Raw genomic sequence first — 21942 nt, 5'->3', positions numbered from 1 at the left:
GGAGTTTTGGTATAAGTTTATTTGATCAACTCATCAAAACTGGCCCGAACACTTGTCGCCAGTTCCGCCAATTGATGTTCGACGCGCTTGATGTCCGGCAATTCGGCAGCGCGACAGAGAAGGTCGATCATCCCCGGAATGAACTCTTCCCGCGACGCGTCGCTACCAAGGCAGAGGCGAATTGTTTGGCTGAGATTGGTGTAGAAGCGATGTGCCTCCACCAGCATGTCGCTTGATGCTGGATCGGCAAAGGACGAATCCAGTCCTGAAAGCACATCTTCGGTTCCAAGCGGTCTGGGCTCAGTGACCAGCTTGCCCGTTAGAACTGCAAATTGCGCGATAAATTCGAGATCGACAATGCCACCGGGTTTCAACTTGAAATCCCAGTCATCGCGCGGTGGCTTTTCCTGATAGATAAGATCGCGCATTTCGCGCACGTCTTTTGCGATCTTCGTTGTATCGCGTGGTGCTGAAAGCACCTCATCGATCTCGCCTTTGATGAAATCAATAAAATCAGCATCGCCATGGATCGGGCGAGCACGCGTCAGTGCCATATGCTCCCATGTCCACGCTTCACTACGCTGATATTTGCCAAAAGATTCAATATGTGTAGCAACCGGCCCCCTATTACCAGAAGGACGCAGCCGCATATCAACTTCATAAAGCACGCCCTCGGCTGTCGGCGCAGACAGTGCAGCGATCAGACGCTGCGTAAGGCGAATATAATATTGGGAAGGCGCAAGAGGTTTTTCACCGTCGGTCTCATCGGTGTCAACGTCGTGATCGTAGAGAAGGATCAGATCGACATCAGAGCCAGCAGTCAGCTCGCGACTGCCAAGCTTACCCATAGCAAGCAACGCCACTTTAGCGCCCGGAACCTTGCCATGTCGGCGTTGTAATTCCGTCTCCACGGCCTCGAATGCCTTGCCGATCATAAGCTCAGCGAGATCGGAGAAAGCACGCCCTGCCCGCACACCATCAATCGCGCCGGTCAAAAGCCGGATACCGATCAGGAAACGATGTTCGGCTGCGAAGATGCGTAGACGATCAAGCACCTCCTCATAATCACTGGCTGATCCGAGAAACGCGCGGAGCCGCTCTTCCAGATAATGACGCGTCGGCATTTCTGAGAAAATTGCCGGATCGAGCAGACCATCAAAGACATGCGGATTACGTGTGATTACTTCTGCAAGACGAGGTGCCGCACTCATGATCATGACAATTAGATTAAGCAGACGCGGATTGGATTGCAGCAGGCTGAAAAGCTGGATACCCGACGGAAGCCCTTGTAAAAAGCTGTCAAAGCGCAGCAAGGATTCATCGGCACGTTTGGTTTCGGCAAAGGCTTGTAAAAGTGCGGGTGTCAGTTCGGTCAGGCGTTCGCGCGCCTCGGCTGATTGCGTGGCGCGATAGCGTCCAAAGTGCCAGGTGCGGATTACACGGCAAATATCGCTCGGCCGTTCAAAACCCATCGATGAAAGCGTTTCGAGCGTACCTGGATCATCAACATCACCGGTGAAGACGAGGTTGCCGCCGGTCGCTGTACCCAGTTCAGGGGCTTGCTCAAACAATGCCGCATACTGCTTTTCAACGACCTTGAGTGCAGCAAGAAAAACATCGGAAAACTCTGCTGGATCGGCATAGCCCATCATATGAGCGACGCGCGCAAAGCCTTCGTCGTCTTCCGGCAGAATGTGCGTCTGCTCATCGGCGACCATCTGAATACGATGCTCAACGTCGCGCAGGAAATAATATTCCTTTGCAAGCGCATCGCGTGCCTTCTCGGTGATCCATCCTCGTTCAGCAAGCCGGGCAAGCATCGGCACGGTCTGGTTTCCGCGCAACTCAGGGAAACGCCCACCGGCAATCAATTGCTGCGTCTGCACGAAGAACTCGATTTCGCGAATACCGCCGCGCCCAAGCTTCACATTATGGCCACGCACGGCAATATCGCCATGCCCCTTATGAGCGTGGATTTGTCGCTTGATCGAATGCACATCGGCAATCGCGGCATAGTCGAGATATTTGCGCCAGACATAAGGGGCGAGTTCGGCCAGCACCTGCAGACCGGATTCACGATCACCGGCAACTGGTCGTGCCTTGATCATTGCAGCGCGTTCCCAATTCTGGCCACGACCTTCGTAATAGTGCAACGCTGCGCCCACCGGAATTGCAAGCGGCGTTGATCCCGGATCAGGACGCAAGCGCAAATCAACACGGAAGACATAACCATCCGCAGTGCGGTCCTGAAGAATGCGGACAAGACGACGCGTCAACCGTGAGAACGTATCAACACATTCATAGGGATCGATGATTGATGGGCGTTCGGAATCAATGAAAACAATGAGATCGATGTCTGACGAGTAATTGAGCTCACGCGCACCGAATTTGCCCATGCCGAGCACAATCCAGCCGCTCTCTTTTTCAGGATTGGCTTGATCGACAAGCTTGATCTTACCCGCACGATCTGCATCGCGAAGCAGGAAGCGAATGGCTGCACCGGTGCAAGCTTCGGCCAGATCGGTGAGCCAGCCGGTTGTCGTTTCCGTATTGAAAACCTGCCCTAGATCGCAAAGCGCAATCAGCACATGGGCTTCGCGCTTCAATCGGCGTAGATCGGACATAAGCGAAGTTTCGCTCGCACCCTCTTCCGCGCCACTGGCCGATATTTCGCCCATGATTTCACTGAGTGCAGTCTCGGGTGTTTTTGCAATCAGACGCTGCAGAATACCAGGATGACGCGTCAGAGCTTCACGAATGAAGGGGGAAAGATCTAGAACAGCAGCAAGAAATGCTTCCGCTTTGGACTGATGCAACAACGCATCAACATCGGAAAGATTTTCTTCCTTGCACCGCTGGATGAGATCAGAAAAAAACGATTTTGCACGCCCACTATCAAGGGGTGTCAGCCCACAAAGGTTTCGGTCGAAAAACAGTACCTTTGTGTCTTCAGCCGCCATGGTCCCCTCATTCATGCAAGTATTAAGATCAGCTGTCCTTCAACAATGGAAACTCGAGAACTGCACGCAGGCCCGGTCCATTGTCTTCCAGACGCAGAGCGCCACCGTGCAACTTCATAACTGCCTTGGCAAGACTTAAACCAAGACCCGATCCGGGCTGCGTACGGCTTTCCTCAAGACGCACGAAGCGTTCAGTTGCCTGCTCACGTTTATCTTCCGGGATGCCGGGGCCATTATCAGCCACCACAATGCGTACCCACTGCTGATCACGTTCCATGGAAAGCGTGACTGTTGCGGTGTTTTCACTATTCAGCGCATATTTAATGGCGTTATCGACAAGGTTGGAAACGGTCTGACCAACAAGCTCGCGATTGATATGCAAAGGCACGTCAATCAGATCACCAAGAGTAAGCTTTACGCCAGCGTCTTCGGCAACCGGCTCATACATTTCCGACACATCGCTGACGATTGGCGCGACCGACATATTCTCCAGATTCTCTGAAGAATAGCCTGCTTCCAAGCGTGAGATCATCAGGATCGCATTAAAAGTACGGATCAGCTGATCGGATTCGCCGATGATGTCTTCCAGCGCTTCACGATATTCCGTTCCTGCTTTTTTGCCTGAGAGCGCTTCTTCCGCCCGATTGCGCAAGCGGGTGAGCGGCGTCTTGAGGTCGTGAGCAATATTATCGGATACCTGCTTCAAACCTTCGTTGAGCTCCAGAATTCGTCCAAGCATGACATTGAGGTTGCCAGAAAGACGATCAAACTCATCGCCGGAACCATTAACAGGCAACCGACCAGTCAGATCGCCATCCATAATGCGTTGCGAAGCACGCGAAACTTCATCAATACGCTTGAGTGCTCGACGGCCCACAAAGAACCAGATCAACAGCGCGCCGACACCCATAATGCCGAGCGCCAACATAAGCGATCGGCGTACCAGATCGCGGAACCGTTCCGGTTCACCAAGATCGCGACCAACCAGAAGACGCATGCCATTCGGAAGCGCGATCACCACAGCAATTGCGCGATGCTCGGTTTCCGTGCCCTGCTCACCATAGCGGCGATATTTGAAGGCTCGTTCAACGATGCCGTCAGTGTCCAGAACGCCCGGTTCAACGCCTTCTACGTTGCCAGAAAGAATCCGCCCCGATGGATCAGCAACGAGATAGAGATAGGCGCCGGGTTGACGCGACCGATAATCAATCGTGCGTACGAGCTGCGGAATGCCGCCACGCGCATAGGCCTTACCAATGCTCGCAACTTCTTCACCCAGTGCTTCCTGCGTCTGGGTATTGATAATCGAAGCGGAAAGATTGGTCATGTAAAAGACCAATGCCACCGCACCAACAGCAAACAATAGCAGATAGAGTGTCGATAGTCGCGCAGCTGTCGTGCGCATGAGCGCAGAAAAGCGACCCATCATTCCACCTTGGCACTCGCTGATGAGCTTTTAGCGCGTCCAGCTTTCAACATGTAGCCGGCGCCACGCACTGTATGCAAAAGCGGGCCATCGAAGCCCTTCTCGATCTTGGAGCGCAGACGCGAGATATGGACGTCGATCACGTTGGTCTGAGGATCAAAATGATAATCCCAGACATTTTCAAGCAGCATAGTACGTGTCACGACCTGACCTGCATGGCGCATCAGATATTCGAGCAGACGAAATTCACGCGGCTGAAGTGTGATGTCTACATCCTGTCGGCGCGCAGTGTGTGCGAGGCGATCAAGCTCCAGATCGCCAACACGATAAATCGTGTCCGCTTCGCGAGGGCTTGAACGGCGCTGCAAAACTTCAACACGAGCCAGAAGCTCGGAAAATGCGTAAGGTTTGGTCAGATAATCGTCACCGCCTGCGCGAAGTCCTGTCACGCGATCATCTACTTCGCCAAGGGCAGAAAGGATAAGAACCGGCGTTTCCATGCCTTTCGCACGCAGCCCGGCGACCACAGAAAGGCCATCGCGCTTCGGCAACATCCGGTCAACGACCAGCACATCATAGCTACCGTTTTCAGCCAACGTATAACCAATCTCACCATCGCCAGCAATGTCGGCAGAATGGCCAGCCTCGATAAAGGCCTTCTCAAGATAGCGGGCCGCTTCGCGGTCGTCTTCAATAACGAGAATCTTCATGGCGCCACCCTAAAGCATGTCGGGGAAAAGTTGGAACGAGTTTCTTCCTTTGACGACACGCGTAAAAACAAAGTTCGATGTGGTAAATGGAGCAATGCCAGGCGGACTGACCGCCTGGCATCTGAATTTCAGACAATAATTGTCCAGACGATCATCATTATCCCTGATCGATAGGCAGCGCCACGAAGCGGCTCTGATCATTGCTCTGGAGCTGCAACAATACCGCCTTACGACCAGCCTTTGAAGCTTCGGTAATGGCCTTATTGATGTCTGCGGCGTTCTTCACCACCTGATTGTTGACGCTTACGATCACATCGCCGGAACGAATGCCTCGATCAGATGCATCGCTGTCAGGATCAACATTTGTGACCACCACGCCGTCACCTTCTTCCGAAGGGGTGACAGTCAGGCCATATGAGTCGAGGGTTTCACCCTGCTCGGTATCGCCACCACCACCGGATTGGGTGTCAGCCTTTCCGAGATCCTGCGGCATGGCTGCAATGGTGATATCGACTTCTTCAGCCTTACCCTTGCGCCATACAGTCAGAGCAGCCTTTTCGCCCGGGATAATGTTCGCAACCTTGCGAGCAAGATCGCGTGGGTCCTGAACTGTCTCACCATTGACGGCAGTGATTACATCACCAGCCTTGATACCAGCCTTGGCAGCCGGACCATCGGCCTGAGGCGATGCAACAAGTGCGCCCTTTTCTTCTGCAAGGCCGAGCGACGCGGCAATGTCCTTGTTTACCGGCTGAATTTGTACGCCGATCCAACCGCGTTCAACTGAGCCCTTCTTGATCAGCTGATCGACAACCTGCTTGGCGGTCGATGCAGGAATTGCAAAGGCAATACCCACGCTGCCACCTGAAGGAGAGAAGATGGCGGTGTTGATGCCGATAACTTCACCGGAAAGGTCGAAGGCTGGACCGCCGGAGTTACCCTTGTTCACTGCAGCATCAATCTGAATAAAGTCGTCGTAAGGACCTGCACCGATGTCACGACCACGAGCAGAGACAATACCGGAGGTTACAGTACCGCCGAGGCCGAAAGGATTACCGACTGCAACGACCCAATCACCGACACGGATCTTGCTGTCATCGCCGAGTTTCACATAAGTGAACTTGCGCTTTGAATCGTCAATTTTCAGTACGGCGAGGTCAGTGCGTGGATCGGTGCCGATCAGCTTGGCATCGAGTTCTGTGCCGTCGTCGAGAACGACGCTATAGGCATCGCCATCTGAAACAACGTGGTTGTTTGTGACAAGGTAGCCATCCTCAGAGATGAAGAAGCCGGAACCCTGTGCGACAGGGCGCTCATGGCCCGGGCGACCCTTTGGAGCTCTGCCAGGACGACGGCTATCAGGACGTGCATCGCCGCGCGGTTCCATACCAAAATCACGGAAGAAGCGCTTCAATGGATGGCCGTCTGGGAGCTGATCAAATCCGGGAGGTCCGGAAAACTGCGAACCGCTGTTTGCTGTTTCCTGAACGTCTTTCTTGACACGAACACTGACGACTGCCGGACGAACCTTTTCGACCAGATCAGCAAAGCCAGCTTGCTGGGGCGGAGTGACACTTACGGCTTCCGCACGGGCATTGTTCATCACGCCCATCGGGCCGGTGGCAACGAAGGCTCCGGCCAGCGCGGCGGACAGCGCTACTGCTGCAACACCCTTGCGGTACTTTGAAGTTATGATCTTCGACATCTGTCTCTCCTTACGAGCAGCAATCTCGGACCAGGAATTTCCACCAAGGCAAATCCGGTCCTGTAATCCTTTATAGAGCACAAGATAGTTCGAGCTACCTTACCGCTCAATTTCCGGAAAATGAAAGTTTTGTAAGGTTTGGGTTCAATTCAGGAGAAGAAAAAGATCTTATTTGTCATCAAGAAGCCGGGAAAGCTCGGCTTTTTCACGCTCAGACAAAGGCTTTTGGACCTCGACGACCGCATTTCGTCTGCGGAAAGCAATGAACAAAGCAATTCCACCAAACAGCAAAACAAGAACAGGGAAACCCCAAAGAAATGCCGTCTGGGCATTGAAACGAGGTTTCAGCAGAACAAATTCACCATATCGATCAACGACAAAATCCATGACCTGCTTGTCAGAATCGCCCGATGTCAGGCGTTCACGCACCAGAATACGAAGGTCACGCGCTAATTCAGCGTTGGAATCATCAATCGATTCGTTCTGACAGACCATGCACCGCAGCTCTGCCGAGATCTGCCGTGCCCGTTTTTCCAATTGCGGATCAGGCAATATCTCATCCGGGTTCACCGCAAGTGCGGCCGACCCGTAAAATGACAAAAGGACTGCCAGGAAAAGTGCTGTAAACCCTCTCGCAATCTTCATGCTGCGGCCTCAGCGGGCTTGGATGAAGATTTACGGGCCTTCGATGGTGCACCAACACGCAGGCGCCGATCGGCAAGCGAGAAGATTGCACCAATCATCATGACCAATGCGCCGTACCAGATGAGCGTCACATGCGGTTTCCACCAGACGCGTACAACGATGGAACCATTTCCCGGCTCATCGCCCAAAGCAACGTAAACCTGACTGAACCAAAGCGTGCGAATGCCTGATTCCGTTGTTGGCATCTGTCGAGCCGGGAAGAACCTCTTCGACGGCTCAATCAGCCCCATGTCACCACCTGAGGAATCCAAAAGCGTGAAGCTGCCGCGATTTTCAGTGAAATTGGAGCCGGTGAGAGGACGCAATCCTTCAAAGCGCAACGAATATTCGGCAACTTTTGTTGTTTCGCCCGGCCGCATTAGCAAGACACTTTCAGTGCCGTAAGTCGTGACACTGACGATGCCGAGCAAGGTCACGCCGAGGCCTATATGTGCCAGCGCCGTTCCAAAGACGGAACGCGGCAGACCTTTGAAGCGAGAAAATGCTTTGCCTGCCGAAACCTTGCCGATACCTGCCTTCAGCCAAAGATCGGTCAGGCTTCCAAGGATCAGCCAAACGGCAAGACCAATACCCAGCGCGGCAAGTACGGAATGGGCATTGCTACGCCAAACCACAATACCGACAGTGATCAGTGAGAGAGCGAAGGCAGTCATCAGCCTTTGTGCGACACCGTACAGATCACCGCGTTTCCAAGCTAGCAACGGGCCAAATGGGACTGCCAACAACAGCGGAATCATCAATGGTCCGAAGGTCATGTTGAAGAAGGGAGCGCCGACAGAGATCTTCTCTCCGGTCATCACTTCCAACAGCAGGGGATAGAGCGTCCCAATAAGGACGGTTGCTGCAGCAGTCGTGAGAAAGAGATTGTTGAAGACCAAAGCGCCTTCACGCGAGATCGGCTGGAACAGCCCGCCTGAAGTCAGGCTCTGAACACGAAGTGCAAAAAGCGACAGCGACCCACCGATGAAGATCGCGAGAATAGCAAGAATGAAGAGACCGCGCCCCGGATCAGTCGCGAAACTATGCACTGAAGTCAACACGCCGGAACGCACAAGGAAAGTACCAAGCAGTGACAACGAGAAAGTCAAGATCGCTAATAACACGGTCCAGATTTTCAGCGCCGAGCGTTTTTCCATGACGATTGCCGAATGTAGCAAAGCAGTCCCGACCAACCATGGCATGAAGGACGCGTTCTCGACCGGGTCCCAGAACCACCAGCCGCCCCAACCGAGTTCGTAATAGGCCCAATAAGAACCCATCGCGATACCGCCAGTCAGAAACATCCAGGCGACCAGCGCCCAAGGGCGAACCCAGCGCGCCCAAGCCGCATCAAGACGACCTTCGATCAGCGCTGCTACGGCAAAGGAAAAACAGACTGAAAATCCGACATAGCCGAGATAAAGCAACGGCGGATGGATCGCGAGACCAATATCCTGAAGGATCGGGTTTAGATCGCCACCTTCAATCGGCGCGGGGATAATACGCGTAAACGGATTGGACGTGAAAATGATGAAAGCAAGAAATGCGGTTCCGATCCAACCCTGAACACCAAGCACATTTGCGCGTAGCGTTTCTGGCAAGTTGCCTGAAAAGGCAGCAACCAACGCACTGAAGAAGCTAAGGATCAACACCCAGAGGAGCATCGAGCCTTCATGATTGCCCCAAACGCCGGTAATTTTATAGAGCATCGGCTTTTGCGAATGCGAATTCTCGACAACGTTCAGAACTGAGAAGTCAGAGACGACATAGGCGAAAGTCAGAACTGCGAAAGAAAAAGCAATAAGAGCAAAAACAGCCAGCGCAGTCGGCACGGCGACGCCCATCAGCTGCATGTCTCTGCGCTGTGCGCCAACAACAGGCGCGATTGACTGCACCACTGACAAAGCCAGTGCCAGAACAAGCGCGAAATGACCAATCTCGACATTCATAGGCTTTTTCCAGTTTCAATCTCAATTACTGGCTCGATTACTGGTCCAATATTCATCATTCGCCCTCCCACACGCCTTTCTTCTTCAGGCTGTCGGCGAGATCTTTTGGTACGTAGTTTTCATCGTGTTTGGCGAGAACATTGTCGGCGCGGAATACACCGTCAGGGCCAAAACGGCCTTCAGCAACCACGCCCTGACCTTCGCGGAACAGATCAGGCGCAATCCCTTCAAATACGACATTGACGGTTTTGATTGTGTCCGTGACGGTGAAATGAAGTTCGCTACCCTCACGAGTAACCGAGCCTTCTTCAACAAGACCACCAAGCCGGAACCGCGCACCCGATGTAATTTCCTGCTCTGTCAAATCAGCTGGCGTACGGAAAAAACGGATGTCCTGGCTAAAGGCCATCAGCATGAGACCTACAGCGATTGCGAGTACGACCAGCGCACCGCCGATCAGCATGAGGCGCTTACGCTTCCTCTGACTGACAGTGCGGGCTAAGCTGCCTGTAGGTTTCGTGTTGCGTCCATTACCTTCTGCAGTCGCACTCATTGTGTTGCGCTCCCTGCTTCCAAACCTAGTCCTGCGGCAAAGCTTGTCAGCTCCGTCCGCTTTTCACCATCCAGCGCCGCAACTCCACGTTTGAGTGCATCGAGTGCTGCATCGCGGCGATTGAGGATCATATAGGAGCGCACGAGGCGCTTCCAGCCGTCGATATCCCTGCTGTTTTCGCGAAGACTTTCATCAAGACGTTGAACCATACCCTCAACCATCGCCTGACGATCTTCCGGGCTCATGGATGCTGCAGCGTCTACGTCGTCTGTCGTGGGTCCTTTGGCTGGCGCGGACGGTGCTAGCGATCCTCGAATGCGCGCAATTGTCTGCTCAACCTGAGCACGCCATGGCGCATCTTTCGGCGCCTTATCAAGGAAAGTCTGCAACCTTGTAATGGCGCTGTCGGCATTGCCGTCCTGCATTTCGCCCTGTGCAAGATAATATTGCGGGCGGATATCATTGGGTTCAAGCGCAGCTGCTTTTTCAAACAGACCCTCTGCCTCTGCAGTGATTGGTCCACCTGAGACAGCAATCAAAGCTTCGCCGAGACCAAGGATACGAGGGAAATTTTCACCCTCAAGACGAATGGCCGAACGATATGCGTTCACTGAGTCGGCACCTCGGCCGATACGCAAATAAATCGGCGCCAGAACATCCCAGCCGCGAGCATCATTGGGGTTTTGAGCCAAGTGTGATTCAGCGCGGGCAATAAGCTCATCAACCGAACTGTTCTGCGGGCTGTTAGCCAAGCGTGCAGCAAGTGGCATGGACGGCGTGTCGGGCGCGCCAAAAAGTGGATAGACACCCCAGGCGATAAGGGGGACAGCCAACACAGCTGAAAAAGCCAGCAACCGTCCTGAGTGAACCTTTTTCACCTCGGCAGCAGCGTCGGCGCTGCTCTTTTCAGCACCGAGTATACGACGGGAAATTTCGATACGTGCTTGCTCCGCGCTGGGAGCATCGATCATGCCGCGCGCAGCATCGGCCTCTACTTCGCGCAGCTGGTCTCGATAGACCTCTAGATCGTTTTTTTCAGGGGGCAAAAATTCTTGCTTGTTCCGCGTCAGCGGCAACAAAACAGTCAAAGTAGCTGCAAAAGTCAGCAGTGCGGCAGTCAACCAGAATTCCATGGCTGAGACTTAATCTCAGCGAAGGCAAAAACCAACTCGAAGGACGTGGAATTAGGCTGACTAGGGCAATTCGCCGCAAAGGTTTAATCAAAGGACGCGGATTTGTGCCCGCACATACGCATGGGATAAAATTTAGCGATGCATCCCATGCATGACTGTTTAAGCACCTTTGGCTTTATGTAAGCGGGGTCCAGCTGCCATCGGCATTCCGGCAAGCGGTGCCGCGCGAGGTTTGCGACGCATCGCCAATCGAGAATGTGTGGGTATATTGGCGGCAGTTCTGAGAACCCACCTGATAAGGCTGTGCGGCAGTCACATCGCCGGAAGTCGAACCACTACCACTCCATGAAACCGCTTTACCTGCCGGAGAATACTCAAGCGCGCGATATTCCGCTTCAAGTGCCTTCTTACGGTCGCCCGTGGTCAGCTGACCTGCTGAACTGCCAAGGAGTCCGTTGCCGAGCGACGCGAGCAGATCCGGACGTGTTTCTGCTTTCGAGGAAAGCCCACCAAGCGAAGTCAGCCCTGAGCCCTTGCCGCCGCCGGAAGTTCCGCAGGCAGAGAGAGCGAACGCTATAGAAGCGATCAAAAACGGAGCAGAAAACCTTGATACCATCGTCATAACAAATCGGCCTTCATAAAAATGAGCATGCATACTATCGTAGGATGCAGCTATTAATCTAACCTTCTAGTCTGCCTCGTGGCAAAAACAACTATCAATCTTCAGTCAGCGGCAACACAACGCGCACCTGAAGGCCGCCAAGATTGCTTTTTCCCAAGAACAAGCTGCCCCCATATTCACGAACCGTATCCTGAACGATTGCCAAACCAAGCCCAGTGCCTGGCTTCGTTTCATCAACGCGGTTACCCCGTTTCAATGCGGCATCAATCTTGTCGGGAGCAAGACCAGGGCCATCATCCTCAATCAGAATCTCGAACTGGCGTTGCACATCCGCCGCAGGTCGCAGAACGATCTTGATCCGTCGACGTCCCCATTTGCCTGCGTTCTCCAGAAGATTACCGACAATTTCTTCCAGATCTTCCTTTTCACCAGCGAAAACTGCATCCGGCAAAACATTTCTGAATGCAATATTGAACGACGGATTGAGCTTTGCAGTTACGCGTTCCATACGCTCAAGAACAGGTGTAACCTGAGTTCGAAATACGACACTATCCCGTTGCGCAGCAATCCGAGCGCGCTGGAGATAGTGTTGTATCTGAACCTGCATGGCCTCGCTTTGCTCAAGCACCACGCGGCCCTGTTCACCACCCATGGAGCGCGCTTCATTCGTCAGCACCGAAAGCGGTGTTTTCAAAGAATGGGCGAGATTTCCGACCTGCGTTCGCGAGCGCTCAACAATGCGGCGGTTATTCTCGATAAGCGCATTCATCTCGTTTGCCAGCGGTGCAATTTCCAGCGGCAGCGACGTATCGAGTTTGGCCGATCGCCCCTCGCGAATATCAGCTAAAGCCTGACGCACTTTATCAAGTGGTCGCAAACCAAAGAGAATAATACCAGCATTGATGAACACGCTGCCAAGGCCGAAAATCGCCAGATAAAGAGCCAACTTGCTTCTGAAGTCTGAGATTTCATTCATCACTTCGCTGAGATTGCCCATGACACGGAAGCGTGCGACGCGATTGTCGTTATCGAGAACAACTTCGGTCTCGACAATATAGAGCTCTTCACCGTTCAGGCCTGGCAGCGTGTAGCTGCGCATAAATGAGCTATCAAAGGGTGCCTGCGTGATCGGCATTTCAGGCACGATGCGCCCGACCGAGGACAGCGACTGGAGTTTGCCGGAAATATTTGAGGAAACGGGATCTACAGACCAGTACCAGCCAGAAAGCGGACTGGAATAACGCAGTTCGCCCAGCTCCGGACGCCCTTGAAGGGTGCCTTCCGGAGAGATGCTCACAGCACCGACGAGACTGAAAAGGTGCGCAGTCAGAAGACGTTCAAAGTTGTTGCGTGCAGCATCGCCATAAAGCGTGCTTATCAATGTCGCGACAACAACAAGCGCCAGAATGACCCAAAGCGTCGAAAGGGTTACGACGCGTATCGCAAGAGAACGCAGAGGGGGGAAAATGCTAAGAAGCTTCAGTTCCCGCTCCCTTTCACATCTGTATTTCCTTCCGAACGGATACGATAGCCCATGCCACGTACCGTTTCGATCAGATCAACGCCCATCTTCTTGCGCAGGCGGCCGACAAAGACCTCAATCGTATTGGAATCTCGGTCAAAGTCCTGATCGTAAAGATGCTCGACCAGTTCGGTGCGCGACACCACTTCGTCCATATGATGCATCAGATAGGAAAGCAGGCGGTATTCGTGCGAGGTAAGCTTCAGCGCCACACCGTCAATACTGGCCTTTGAGGTCTTGGTGTCCAAATGCAGCGGACCGCACACCAGCTCCGACGAAGCATGACCGGCAGCGCGTCGGATAAGCGCGCGCAGTCGCGCCAGCACTTCCTCAATATGAAAAGGCTTTGCGACATAATCGTCGGCACCAGCATCGATACCTGCAACCTTATCGCTCCAGCGATCACGGGCGGTCAGCATAAGAACAGGCATTGTACGACCGCTGCGGCGCCAACGCTCAACAACGCTGATGCCGTCCATCTGCGGCAGACCGATATCGAGGATGACGGCATCATAAGGCTCGGTATCACCGAGATGATGACCTTCTTCGCCATCAAAGGCACTATCGACAACATAGCCCGTAGCAACCATCGCATCCGAGAGCTGCCTGTTCAGGTCCTTGTCGTCTTCAACGATCAGGATACGCAAGTTTAAAGCTCCTCGCAGGAACGCATTACTGTGCGGGGACGGCCACTTCTACACGGCGCGGGCGTTCGCCATCGCGACCAGGTACGAGCACAACGATCACACACATGGCACGACCATTTTGCGTGGTTGGTGTTGCCTTGGCCAATTGGCCACCCTGTGAGGCTGCCACTTGTTCTCCAACTGCCGCGCAATCACCAGCGGCAGCGACCAGAAGATTGGACTTCTGTGGCGTCGCAATTGGCAGGGCACCGGCATCAACCGGCAACAGACCAATGCTAACGGCCAGAAGCGCGAAAATTTTGAGAGCAGGGTTCTGTTTCATCATGTCCCTTATATAGCGCCTCCCAGCTGAACGATGCATGAACGATACACTCTGCTTGTCGACACAAAGGAAATTATGCTCATAAAACAGCTTCAACCCCATCTCCGGATTGAAGCCATTCTAAACTATTGTTTTTATGCATAATATCAACCGGAACATCAGTCAATATTCCGGTTTCATGCATCTTTTCAAAACCTTGCTATCACGGATTATAAAATTATGAAATGCGTGAAGTTGCCCCTATGCGCCCAAAAACGGCGATAAGACCGGCAATAGCTGTAGCAAGCTGCAACAAAATATCCGTCAGAGCCCCCTGATCCACAGTTTCACTGACCAGACCAAAAGCTCCGGCAAGTGATAGAAACAGGGCAACAAGGCCTGCCCAGACTGTACGAGAAAGATACCAAGGCTTATCTTCGATCATGACTTTTCCTTTCTAAATTCAGATCCTGCTTGAAATATCAATGCAAGCAAAATCCCCTGCTCCGATTTTAGAACTCACCATTGCAACGCGAAGCTGGAAGTCGCTGGCCCCCAAATCCGAAAGCCGGTCTGCACCGGGGTAAATCCAGGAAGCCGCTTGCACCTGAACGCTTCGGACAAGCACATCCGAACGCCAAATTTCGACCTGATAGGCTTCGCGCTCTTCACCCAGTGGAATCTCTTCCCCAAGCCAGCTATCGGCATCAACACGTCCACGCCTGATCCAGCCAAACAACAGATCATTATTACTGAGCCGATCTGATCTGAGGTGAACGGGACTCAATGGTTTCGACGCCTGCACACCGCCGGTTGCTTTTACGGTGTCGAAAAAATCATCCGAGAACGATTTACCGGCCGCCCCAATGCGCCAGTTGAGTTCCAACCCGATTTCAGATGTTTGCAAACCTATGCTTTGAACGCCCCCATCCAGCAGGATGAAGGGCGTACCCGTCGGCTTTTCATTGAGGCTAATGGCTTCTGTGCCAAGCTGCCCGCGCAAAAGACTGCTTAAGCGCCAATGGTTATGGCCGATTTCTTGAGCCTCAAGAAACTGCAGTACCTCCCATTTTCCATCGGAGGACTGCACAAGCGCGGTATTGGCACCATTCAGGATTTGCGTGAACGGTTTCGATTCCAACTCACCCGAATACAGCACCAGTTCCAGTGTTTGACCATCGATAAGTCGCCCACTTGCCCCTCCGGGCAATGGAGCTGTCAGCTCACCCATAACGGCGCGTTCGCCGATCAGGCCACGCTCGACAAAGCCGTCATCGGAGGGCGAGGCATAAGTCGCGACCCCACGCCAAGGCTTCGCATGACAGGCAATGCGAAACTGACCAGCCGGATCTTCTGCACCCGGCCAGAGTGGCAGGTCGATGAGATGAAATATCGGCTTCATATCCGAAACAGGTCCGCCCGGCGTCAGCTGCGGCGTTTCTCCCCTATCAGCAAAAGCCACATTGGGTGCCAGCGCCACAGCCTTGACCACCCGCACCTCTCCGTCTTCGAGAGACGACACAACATAATCGCGTCCACCGCCCAGCATATCGAGCCGCACACGATCCCCGACATGCAGGGCAGCCTCAGACCACGGCAATGAGAAACTTGCTGTCCGCCTTTCGGCATAACGGCGCGCCATCCAGGCTTCTGCGAGTGCAGTCGCCTGTCCCGCTTCCATTGAGCCGGAGAGGCTGAGGCTTTCCGTGCCTTGGCCCATATCGCGCCGCACCGATGCACCGACCACCTGAAAATCACGCAGCGGATCGTTGCAGTAAAGTTCAGCTACCGAAGGTAAATCGCCCTGATCCTCAAGAACCGCGGTCAGCGCTTCGCCATCGGTCGGTTTAACAAGCACAGCCGCCACGTCGAGTACAGGGGCCACGCGACCAATGCTACGGAACTTGAACTGCCCTGACTGTTCGAAGCCCTGCACACCAAACACATTCATCAGTGGCTCCAGCACACCGCGAGCCGTGCTGGGCTCTGAAATCACGAAGCCAGTCAGATGCCCATCTGCGCCTGTGCAGTCTGCTTCCGGCAATCCAAAATCTGCGAGGATAGCTGCAATAAGCTCATCAAGTGCAACACCGCTCATGCGGCCATTGAGCCAATGTCCCAACCGCCAGTTTGGCGTGTCTCCCCACACATCGGCTTTTAGCGGAAACTCCGGAAAAGGTCTCGTATCCCATGACCAAAGATAGACGCGATCCATGTCGAGCATCGGCCCGCCATAGATGGAGGAAACTGGGTTCCTATCCGGCCAGTAGTGATAATGCGCCCGCAGAAAGCGATCCATGGCAATATCGGAACGCGCCCCATTCGAAAAATAGGGTGTCGCGTTTTCCGAGGATTTCGGATCAGGGAACACATTAGGCTGGTTTGGTCCTTTATCGACCGCAGGGCATCCCAGTTCGGTGAACCATATGGGCTTTGATTGTGGTGCCCATGCCGTTGGCGCAAGAGCCTCAGCACCATCAATGCGATTATAGTGCGGGTTGCTCCACCATGAGCGAATGTCTTTGTATCGGTAAACCCATGGCTTGCCCGCAAGCCCATCCGTGATTGGTGTGCGCTTGCGCTGCTCACGGTTTTCGCTATTGGCATAATACCAGTCGAACCCCTCACCCGCTTCGATGTTGCTGCTCAAACCATCAAGATCGTAAGCGCCTTCAAAACCATCAGGGTTGCCACCATCCAGGTCGCCGTCTCGCCAGTCAGCGAGCGGCATATAATTATCGATACCAATGGCATTGATGGCTGGATGCGCCCATAGCGCGTCAAGATTGAAGAAGAGATCGCCGGTGCCATCCTGTGCCTGATAACCGAAATATTCAGTCCAGTCCGCGCCATAACTGATGCGACAGCTCTGCCCGAGTTTCGTGCGCATTTCGGCTGCAAGCGTGCAGAGATGGGTTACAAACGGAAAGCTGTCGCGGCTTTCGCGGATGCTGGTAAGACCACGCAGTTCGGAACCCAGCAAAAACGCATCAACTCCGCCCGCCTGCATTGCGAGGCTTGCACAGTGATTCAGAAAACGTCTGTACCCCCATGTTCCGTTGACGAAAGCTGTAACCTGATTGGCCGCTTCCAGCGTCTTGTCAGGTGATCCAGAGATACCAATCGCGGGACTACAGGTTATGCGCCCACGCCATGGGTAAACGGATTGTCCCACACCGCCGTAAGGCGACGGCAACGAGTTGCCGGCGGGAACATCCATCATGATGAAAGGATATAGCGTTACTTTCAGGCCGCGCGCCTTGGCATCGCGAATTGCATCAACCACACTCTGGTCGGATGGTGTACCACCATAGGCCGCTCCCTCGCCGCTCTGGGAAATCAAGTGCGCTCCGCTGCGCGTAACACTCTCAACTTTCCATGTCTGGCTCGACGACAAAGCACTCTGATGCGTAACACCGGGGCGTATCTGGCAATATCCCGCGCGCAAGTCATCGCCAAACCACGGCAGGACAATCGCCACATGCTGCAACTGAGGACAAAGCGACTGCAGCTCATCCATAGCAACCGTCCAATCGCTGCGGCCGCGTTTTGCATTGCGATTAAGCGTGCGGCTTTCACCGGGCGACGGTCGATCCGTAACGGGAGTTGGTGAAAGACCGAACTCGGTTGAACCTGGAATAAGTGCTACAGCACGGACCTCTCGCGCCAGCTTCCCAACCGGACGCAGAACCTCGAACTGAAACTGCGGCAGGCGATTGCCAAAGACATCAAGCGGAATACGCTCAAACACCACATAGGCCGTTCCGCGATAGGCGGGTGCATTGCCTGTGCCTTGCTTGGCTTCAATCAGCGGATCGGGCTGCTGCGTATCCGTGCCGTGATAAATGCGCATTTCGATTTCGGTAAGATCAAGCTCCTGCCCGTCGGCCCAGACACGGCGAATGCCAGCTATTTCCCCCTCTGCAACAGCATAGGCTGCGTTACCGAAATAGCTGTAGGAGGTCACTTTCGGACCACCCTTACCGCCCTGCCGTTCCGTAGTTTTCTTTTCCTCATGCCGTGTCGCCCAGATCAATGTGCCGGAAAGTCTTGCCGTGCCATAGACGAACGGCAGAGCTGCTCCTTCTTCAGCTGTCGCCACGCGCCCGCCATTGAGCCTTGCCCCTTCCATATGGCGGGTGGAGTTGATGATAGCCGTATCGATGACATAACCACCCATTGCGCCAAGCCCTGCGCCGATGGCAGCACCCACAGGGCCAAAAATGCCACCGACGGCAGCGCCCACCGCCTGCAGAACAACAGTCGCCATTGCTTAACCTTCTGGTTCAGGAAAAATGAAAATGCCGGCTATACGTTTTCGCCATTGCGGCACCAGTGCAGAAGCCATCACCCGATGCCCCTCATAGGCATGGATGAAACGGTTCTCACTGGCCATAATGCCAAGATGCTTGGCCGCCATATCGGACCGCCAACGAAAAACGAGGAGATCACCCGGCTGCGGATCAGCGCCTTCGCGGCGCTGCATATGGCGTGATGCGGCTTCAAGCAGCGGATCGCCGTGAGCGGCCTCTGCCCAGTCTGGCGCATAGGTACCGGGACTTTCCGGCTCAGTGCCATAGATCTTGCGCCAGATACCGCGCACGAGCCCAAGGCAATCGCAACTGATACCGCGCGCGGAAGCACCGTGGCGGTAGGGCGTGCCAATCCAGCTTTCCGCCTCCGTCAGAACTCTGTCTGCAATAATCATGGGACCAGCGCGCTCCCGTCATATTCGTTGTTGGAGCTGACATAGGCAAAGGCGGCGTCATTGCCCGGCAGGTGCGGGAAGCCGCGAAAATTTGCGCTATTGGCAAACTTTGCTTTGCAGGTGGCAAAGCTCTTGTCACAGCCTGCCACCAGTCGAAAACCGTCGCCCGGTTTTGCGGCAAGAACTGGCGGTTCTGTGAGATTCAAGCGATTGCCGCTATGTGCGAGGACGCGCACCGAACCGCCCTGATTATCTCCGCTTGTCCATGTGAGCCGCCCTTGTGCAAACCAGTTGCTGGCAAAACCATCGAGCCCACTTACATCGAGAATTGCACCGTCGGAACTTACAACAAAACCAACGGCAAAAAAGCGCGGGTCGTCGATACTCACGCCGCAGCGTTTATCCCCCAGCACCGCATCGCATTGACGCAGAACACGCCGCCCACAGACAGCATCAAAAGTCGCAGCAGCACCTTTCAGTTCCATCACAAATCGGCCACCTGAGCGCGTGATTGCCCCGACTGTCCAGCGCCGCAAAAGCATGTGCTGATCAGGCACATTCCAATTGGCGAGATAGCTCTCGACCACGGCACCATCAAAGCGCCCCTGCTCAATGTCGGTCTCGCTGATGCGTATCGAGGACAACACACCTTCGACATCGCCGCCCGCGATGGAAAGACCGAGCGTTGTTGTGGCTTCACTGCTGTTGAGACCCGTCAATGGTTCGCAGGAAATACCTTCCAGAACCAGCGCCTGGTCGTGATCTGTGAAACCCAGGACCACCTGATCGGAACGTCTGATAAGCCATGCAAAGCAATGGCTTGTCACTTCTCCCTTCAGATGTGATTCAAGTTCTGCCGGGACAGGGATCATGCCTTGACCTCGATAATGGGAATAGAGGGGATTTCACCTGCTTGAAACGAAGCAATGCTTGCCGTGAGGCGGTCTGTGTCGAAGCGCACAGGCACATCGAACAGAAAACCAGCCGTCACCTTTGCGCCATCAGCAGGCACGTAATCGGGGGTAAAAGATACAATCCCCTTGGCATGGTCGAGCGTATAAGCCTCACCCTCATCGAGCCTTACGCCGTTGACGCCAATCAGTATGGAATTCGCGACAGGGCGTGTGATCGGTCGGCTGTATGCTTCGTAATGTTTGACAAGCTGGAACATGGCGGTTGCGCCATCGCCTGTTCCGATCACCTGATCGGTAAAGGATGGTGCGAAACTGCCCGCAGCCGAAGAAAAGTCGAACGGATCGCGGAAGCGGAAACTATGCAGCGATCCGCGTCTTGCCTCGAAAAAGGCAAGCACCGATTTCAGATCGTCCAGCGACCGCAAACCGGTTCCCGCATCGAAATGTCTGCGTGAATGCGCCCATCGGGCATTGCGCTTTTCAAAGCCTGATGTGAGCGTGACGATTTCGTTGCGCCACTCCGGTCCGGCCGTCGCACCGAATGAGACACCCAGCGGAAAACGGACATCGTGAAAAGCGTCCATCTCACATCCTCCGTGCGCCGCGGCGCACAGCACCCGCAAGCATGGTTGAAAGCTGCGCTTCGGATTTGCGGAAGGAAGATGCGTCGGGCGATGTCATGTTGAACACGACCTGCACGGGCTTGGAGCCACTGCCGCCAGTTGCAACGCCCAGCCTGCCATCGGCACCCCGCGCCAGCGGCAGGATCGCTTCCGCACCCGCCTCACCCGTAAGGCCCAGCGAACCATTTCCCATGCCAAAATAAGTGGGGCTTGAAACCACCCCGCCCTTGGCAAAAGGCATGACGCCGCGAATGCCGCCCATCACACCCGACATTAGCGAGGAACCAAGGCTTTGCAGTGGCTGAAGCCCAGCAGAGAGCGCTGAGCCTGCCAAACTGCTGGCAAGCCCGCGCAGCACATCATCAAGCCCCTTGCCGGAAACGATTGCACTTTTCAGTGCCGTTGTCAGGCTTGAGCCGAAGCTTGACGAACGCTTTTCAAGATCGGTCAGAGCGCGATCAAAGGCGCTCGTGTCCGCCTCAACGGAAACGGTTACGTTTTCATCTGTCATGTTAAATTACCTGTCGGGAAAGGCGTGCATCAGCGCGTCGAGTGTCGCGCGCGAAGGAGCATTCGTGCTCTGCGAAACGGGTCCAAGAACGGCGCCAAGTTCGCGTGGGGTCATGGCCCAGAAGTCTTTTGAGGAAAGCCGCAGCAAACCAAAACCTGCGCGCATCACCTCTTCCCAGGGAAAAGGCTGACGTGAAGGAACTGATTCAACTGCGGCACTCAAGGGTTTGAAGGAGAATCGCTTTCTTCCGTTCCGAAGGTCGCGGTGAGCAATGCTGAAACGATGCGAGCATAACCGCTCGCGCCGCCATCTGCTCTCATCTCCGCTACGTCTTCAAACGGCACATCATGTCCACCGCCATGCAAACCGGCGCAGATGATACGCTGCATATCGAAGGCGGAAAGCTTGCCGCCGGAAAATCGGGCAATCAAATCGGAGAGATTGTCCGCTTCAAAAGCAGACTCCAATTGTGCCAGCGCACCCAGCGTCAGGCAGAGTGTCCAGTCGCGGCCATCAAGTTTTGCCGCAACCTCGCCGCGATGGCGATTGACCATCATAGTGCATCTCCGAAGGAGATCAGTCCTGCGGATTCCAGCGCAATTTCAAACGTCACTTCCGCATCGTGATTGCCGCCATATTCAAGGGCCACAATCTGGAAGGGACCGGTGATGGTGCCGAAATCGGGCAGCAATATCTGCCAGTTGCGAATCTCACCATCAAAGAACACACTACGGATAAGAGCATCCGATGTTGCATCCTTGAATATGCCCGATCCGCTGATCGAAGCTCGTTGCACGCCGCTTCCGGCCAGCAGTTGCCGCCACCGACCGGCAACATCCGCATCTGTCACATCGACGGTTTCGGCATTGAAAGCAATGCGCTTGGTGCGCAAGCCAGCACAGGTTTCAAACTGGTCAGTTCCATGCGTAATTTTCAGCAAGATGTCCTTGCCGCGTTGAGCTGTCATTCTGTGT

21 protein-coding genes are annotated in these 21942 nt (G+C 54.3%); all 21 read right to left on the bottom strand.

Going from position 1 to position 21942, the window contains the following annotated elements:
• Positions 1-17 precede the first annotated feature (17 nt).
• A complete protein-coding gene (locus RT142_RS15495) occupies positions 18-2960 on the bottom strand; it encodes a bifunctional [glutamine synthetase] adenylyltransferase/[glutamine synthetase]-adenylyl-L-tyrosine phosphorylase (protein ID WP_313029792.1) in 2943 nt (980 codons plus the stop codon).
• 28 nt (positions 2961-2988) lie between these two features.
• Positions 2989-4389: a sensor histidine kinase gene (locus RT142_RS15490; RefSeq protein WP_083898624.1), complete on the bottom strand. Its 1401-nt coding sequence runs from the start codon at positions 4387-4389 to the stop codon at positions 2989-2991.
• Complete coding sequence (locus RT142_RS15485) at positions 4386-5096, bottom strand: response regulator transcription factor (protein ID WP_007874215.1); 711 nt, start codon at positions 5094-5096, stop codon at positions 4386-4388. Before RT142_RS15485 ends, RT142_RS15490 begins: the two co-directional genes overlap by 4 nt.
• Positions 5097-5253: 157 nt before the next feature.
• Positions 5254-6801: a Do family serine endopeptidase gene (locus RT142_RS15480; protein ID WP_064320354.1), complete on the bottom strand. Its 1548-nt coding sequence runs from the start codon at positions 6799-6801 to the stop codon at positions 5254-5256.
• Between the two features lie 168 nt (positions 6802-6969).
• A complete protein-coding gene (locus tag RT142_RS15475) occupies positions 6970-7446 on the bottom strand; it encodes a cytochrome c-type biogenesis protein (protein WP_007874212.1) in 477 nt (158 codons plus the stop codon).
• Positions 7443-9434 (bottom strand): heme lyase CcmF/NrfE family subunit, encoded by a 1992-nt coding sequence (locus tag RT142_RS15470; RefSeq protein ID WP_113159822.1) that lies wholly within the window; start codon positions 9432-9434, stop codon positions 7443-7445. The genes RT142_RS15475 and RT142_RS15470 overlap by 4 nt, the downstream gene beginning before the upstream one ends.
• Positions 9435-9489: 55 nt before the next feature.
• A complete protein-coding gene (ccmE, locus tag RT142_RS15465; RefSeq protein ID WP_113498240.1) occupies positions 9490-9987 on the bottom strand; it encodes a cytochrome c maturation protein CcmE in 498 nt (165 codons plus the stop codon).
• A complete protein-coding gene (gene ccmI / locus RT142_RS15460) occupies positions 9984-11120 on the bottom strand; it encodes a c-type cytochrome biogenesis protein CcmI (protein ID WP_313029785.1) in 1137 nt (378 codons plus the stop codon). The genes ccmE and ccmI overlap by 4 nt, the downstream gene beginning before the upstream one ends.
• A 175-nt stretch (positions 11121-11295) precedes the next feature.
• Positions 11296-11742 (bottom strand): hypothetical protein, encoded by a 447-nt coding sequence (locus RT142_RS15455; RefSeq protein WP_113498418.1) that lies wholly within the window; start codon positions 11740-11742, stop codon positions 11296-11298.
• A 94-nt stretch (positions 11743-11836) separates the two neighbouring features.
• Positions 11837-13147 (bottom strand): ATP-binding protein, encoded by a 1311-nt coding sequence (locus RT142_RS15450; RefSeq protein ID WP_079211667.1) that lies wholly within the window; start codon positions 13145-13147, stop codon positions 11837-11839.
• Between the two features lie 74 nt (positions 13148-13221).
• Positions 13222-13911 (bottom strand): response regulator transcription factor, encoded by a 690-nt coding sequence (locus tag RT142_RS15445; RefSeq protein WP_007874201.1) that lies wholly within the window; start codon positions 13909-13911, stop codon positions 13222-13224.
• Between the two features lie 25 nt (positions 13912-13936).
• Positions 13937-14233, bottom strand: coding sequence for a hypothetical protein (locus RT142_RS15440; RefSeq protein ID WP_079212552.1), 297 nt, complete (start codon positions 14231-14233; stop codon positions 13937-13939).
• Between the two features lie 217 nt (positions 14234-14450).
• Positions 14451-14657, bottom strand: coding sequence for a hypothetical protein (locus RT142_RS15435; RefSeq protein ID WP_064320349.1), 207 nt, complete (start codon positions 14655-14657; stop codon positions 14451-14453).
• A gap of 18 nt (positions 14658-14675) precedes the next feature.
• Positions 14676-18482, bottom strand: a complete 3807-nt coding sequence (locus tag RT142_RS15430) for a glycoside hydrolase/phage tail family protein (RefSeq protein ID WP_313029781.1) — start codon at positions 18480-18482, stop codon at positions 14676-14678.
• Between the two features lie 3 nt (positions 18483-18485).
• Positions 18486-18920, bottom strand: a complete 435-nt coding sequence (locus RT142_RS15425; RefSeq protein WP_112805090.1) for an NlpC/P60 family protein — start codon at positions 18918-18920, stop codon at positions 18486-18488.
• Positions 18917-19792 (bottom strand): DUF2163 domain-containing protein, encoded by an 876-nt coding sequence (locus RT142_RS15420; RefSeq protein WP_112805092.1) that lies wholly within the window; start codon positions 19790-19792, stop codon positions 18917-18919. Before RT142_RS15420 ends, RT142_RS15425 begins: the two co-directional genes overlap by 4 nt.
• On the bottom strand, positions 19789-20418 hold the full coding sequence (locus tag RT142_RS15415) for a DUF2460 domain-containing protein (RefSeq protein ID WP_079211662.1): 630 nt from the start codon (positions 20416-20418) through the stop codon (positions 19789-19791). Before RT142_RS15415 ends, RT142_RS15420 begins: the two co-directional genes overlap by 4 nt.
• 1 nt (position 20419) lies before the next feature.
• Positions 20420-20968: a phage tail tape measure protein gene (locus RT142_RS15410; RefSeq protein ID WP_079211661.1), complete on the bottom strand. Its 549-nt coding sequence runs from the start codon at positions 20966-20968 to the stop codon at positions 20420-20422.
• A gap of 6 nt (positions 20969-20974) precedes the next feature.
• Positions 20975-21190, bottom strand: coding sequence for a rcc01693 family protein (locus tag RT142_RS15405; RefSeq protein ID WP_105518303.1), 216 nt, complete (start codon positions 21188-21190; stop codon positions 20975-20977).
• On the bottom strand, positions 21187-21525 hold the full coding sequence (locus RT142_RS15400) for a gene transfer agent family protein (protein WP_039859598.1): 339 nt from the start codon (positions 21523-21525) through the stop codon (positions 21187-21189). Before RT142_RS15400 ends, RT142_RS15405 begins: the two co-directional genes overlap by 4 nt.
• Positions 21522-21935 (bottom strand): phage major tail protein, TP901-1 family, encoded by a 414-nt coding sequence (locus tag RT142_RS15395; RefSeq protein WP_313029755.1) that lies wholly within the window; start codon positions 21933-21935, stop codon positions 21522-21524. Before RT142_RS15395 ends, RT142_RS15400 begins: the two co-directional genes overlap by 4 nt.
• Between the last annotated feature and the right edge of the window lie 7 nt (positions 21936-21942).

The sequence above is a fragment of the Brucella sp. genome (assembly GCF_032066345.1).
GTDB classification, from domain to species: domain Bacteria; phylum Pseudomonadota; class Alphaproteobacteria; order Rhizobiales; family Rhizobiaceae; genus Brucella; species Brucella pseudogrignonensis.
This window is presented reverse-complemented; position numbering and strand designations above follow the sequence as displayed.

Excerpts from the sequence above, each read along its gene's own strand:
- RT142_RS15395 (WP_313029755.1), bottom strand. The coding sequence starts at position 21,935 with ATGACAGCTCAACGCGGCAAGGACATCTTGCTGAAAATTACGCATGGA.
- ccmE (WP_113498240.1), bottom strand. The coding sequence starts at position 9,987 with ATGAGTGCGACTGCAGAAGGTAATGGACGCAACACGAAACCTACAGGC.
- RT142_RS15495 (WP_313029792.1), bottom strand. The coding sequence starts at position 2,960 with ATGGCGGCTGAAGACACAAAGGTACTGTTTTTCGACCGAAACCTTTGT.
- RT142_RS15430 (WP_313029781.1), bottom strand. The coding sequence starts at position 18,482 with ATGGCGACTGTTGTTCTGCAGGCGGTGGGCGCTGCCGTCGGTGGCATT.
- RT142_RS15485 (WP_007874215.1), bottom strand. The coding sequence starts at position 5,096 with ATGAAGATTCTCGTTATTGAAGACGACCGCGAAGCGGCCCGCTATCTT.
- RT142_RS15455 (WP_113498418.1), bottom strand. The coding sequence starts at position 11,742 with ATGACGATGGTATCAAGGTTTTCTGCTCCGTTTTTGATCGCTTCTATA.
- RT142_RS15420 (WP_112805092.1), bottom strand. The coding sequence starts at position 19,792 with ATGATCCCTGTCCCGGCAGAACTTGAATCACATCTGAAGGGAGAAGTG.
- RT142_RS15475 (WP_007874212.1), bottom strand. The coding sequence starts at position 7,446 with ATGAAGATTGCGAGAGGGTTTACAGCACTTTTCCTGGCAGTCCTTTTG.
- RT142_RS15415 (WP_079211662.1), bottom strand. The coding sequence starts at position 20,418 with ATGGACGCTTTTCACGATGTCCGTTTTCCGCTGGGTGTCTCATTCGGT.
- RT142_RS15400 (WP_039859598.1), bottom strand. The coding sequence starts at position 21,525 with ATGATGGTCAATCGCCATCGCGGCGAGGTTGCGGCAAAACTTGATGGC.
- RT142_RS15470 (WP_113159822.1), bottom strand. The coding sequence starts at position 9,434 with ATGAATGTCGAGATTGGTCATTTCGCGCTTGTTCTGGCACTGGCTTTG.
- RT142_RS15410 (WP_079211661.1), bottom strand. The coding sequence starts at position 20,968 with ATGACAGATGAAAACGTAACCGTTTCCGTTGAGGCGGACACGAGCGCC.
- RT142_RS15480 (WP_064320354.1), bottom strand. The coding sequence starts at position 6,801 with ATGTCGAAGATCATAACTTCAAAGTACCGCAAGGGTGTTGCAGCAGTA.
- RT142_RS15435 (WP_064320349.1), bottom strand. The coding sequence starts at position 14,657 with ATGATCGAAGATAAGCCTTGGTATCTTTCTCGTACAGTCTGGGCAGGC.
- ccmI (WP_313029785.1), bottom strand. The coding sequence starts at position 11,120 with ATGGAATTCTGGTTGACTGCCGCACTGCTGACTTTTGCAGCTACTTTG.
- RT142_RS15440 (WP_079212552.1), bottom strand. The coding sequence starts at position 14,233 with ATGAAACAGAACCCTGCTCTCAAAATTTTCGCGCTTCTGGCCGTTAGC.
- RT142_RS15425 (WP_112805090.1), bottom strand. The coding sequence starts at position 18,920 with ATGATTATTGCAGACAGAGTTCTGACGGAGGCGGAAAGCTGGATTGGC.
- RT142_RS15490 (WP_083898624.1), bottom strand. The coding sequence starts at position 4,389 with ATGATGGGTCGCTTTTCTGCGCTCATGCGCACGACAGCTGCGCGACTA.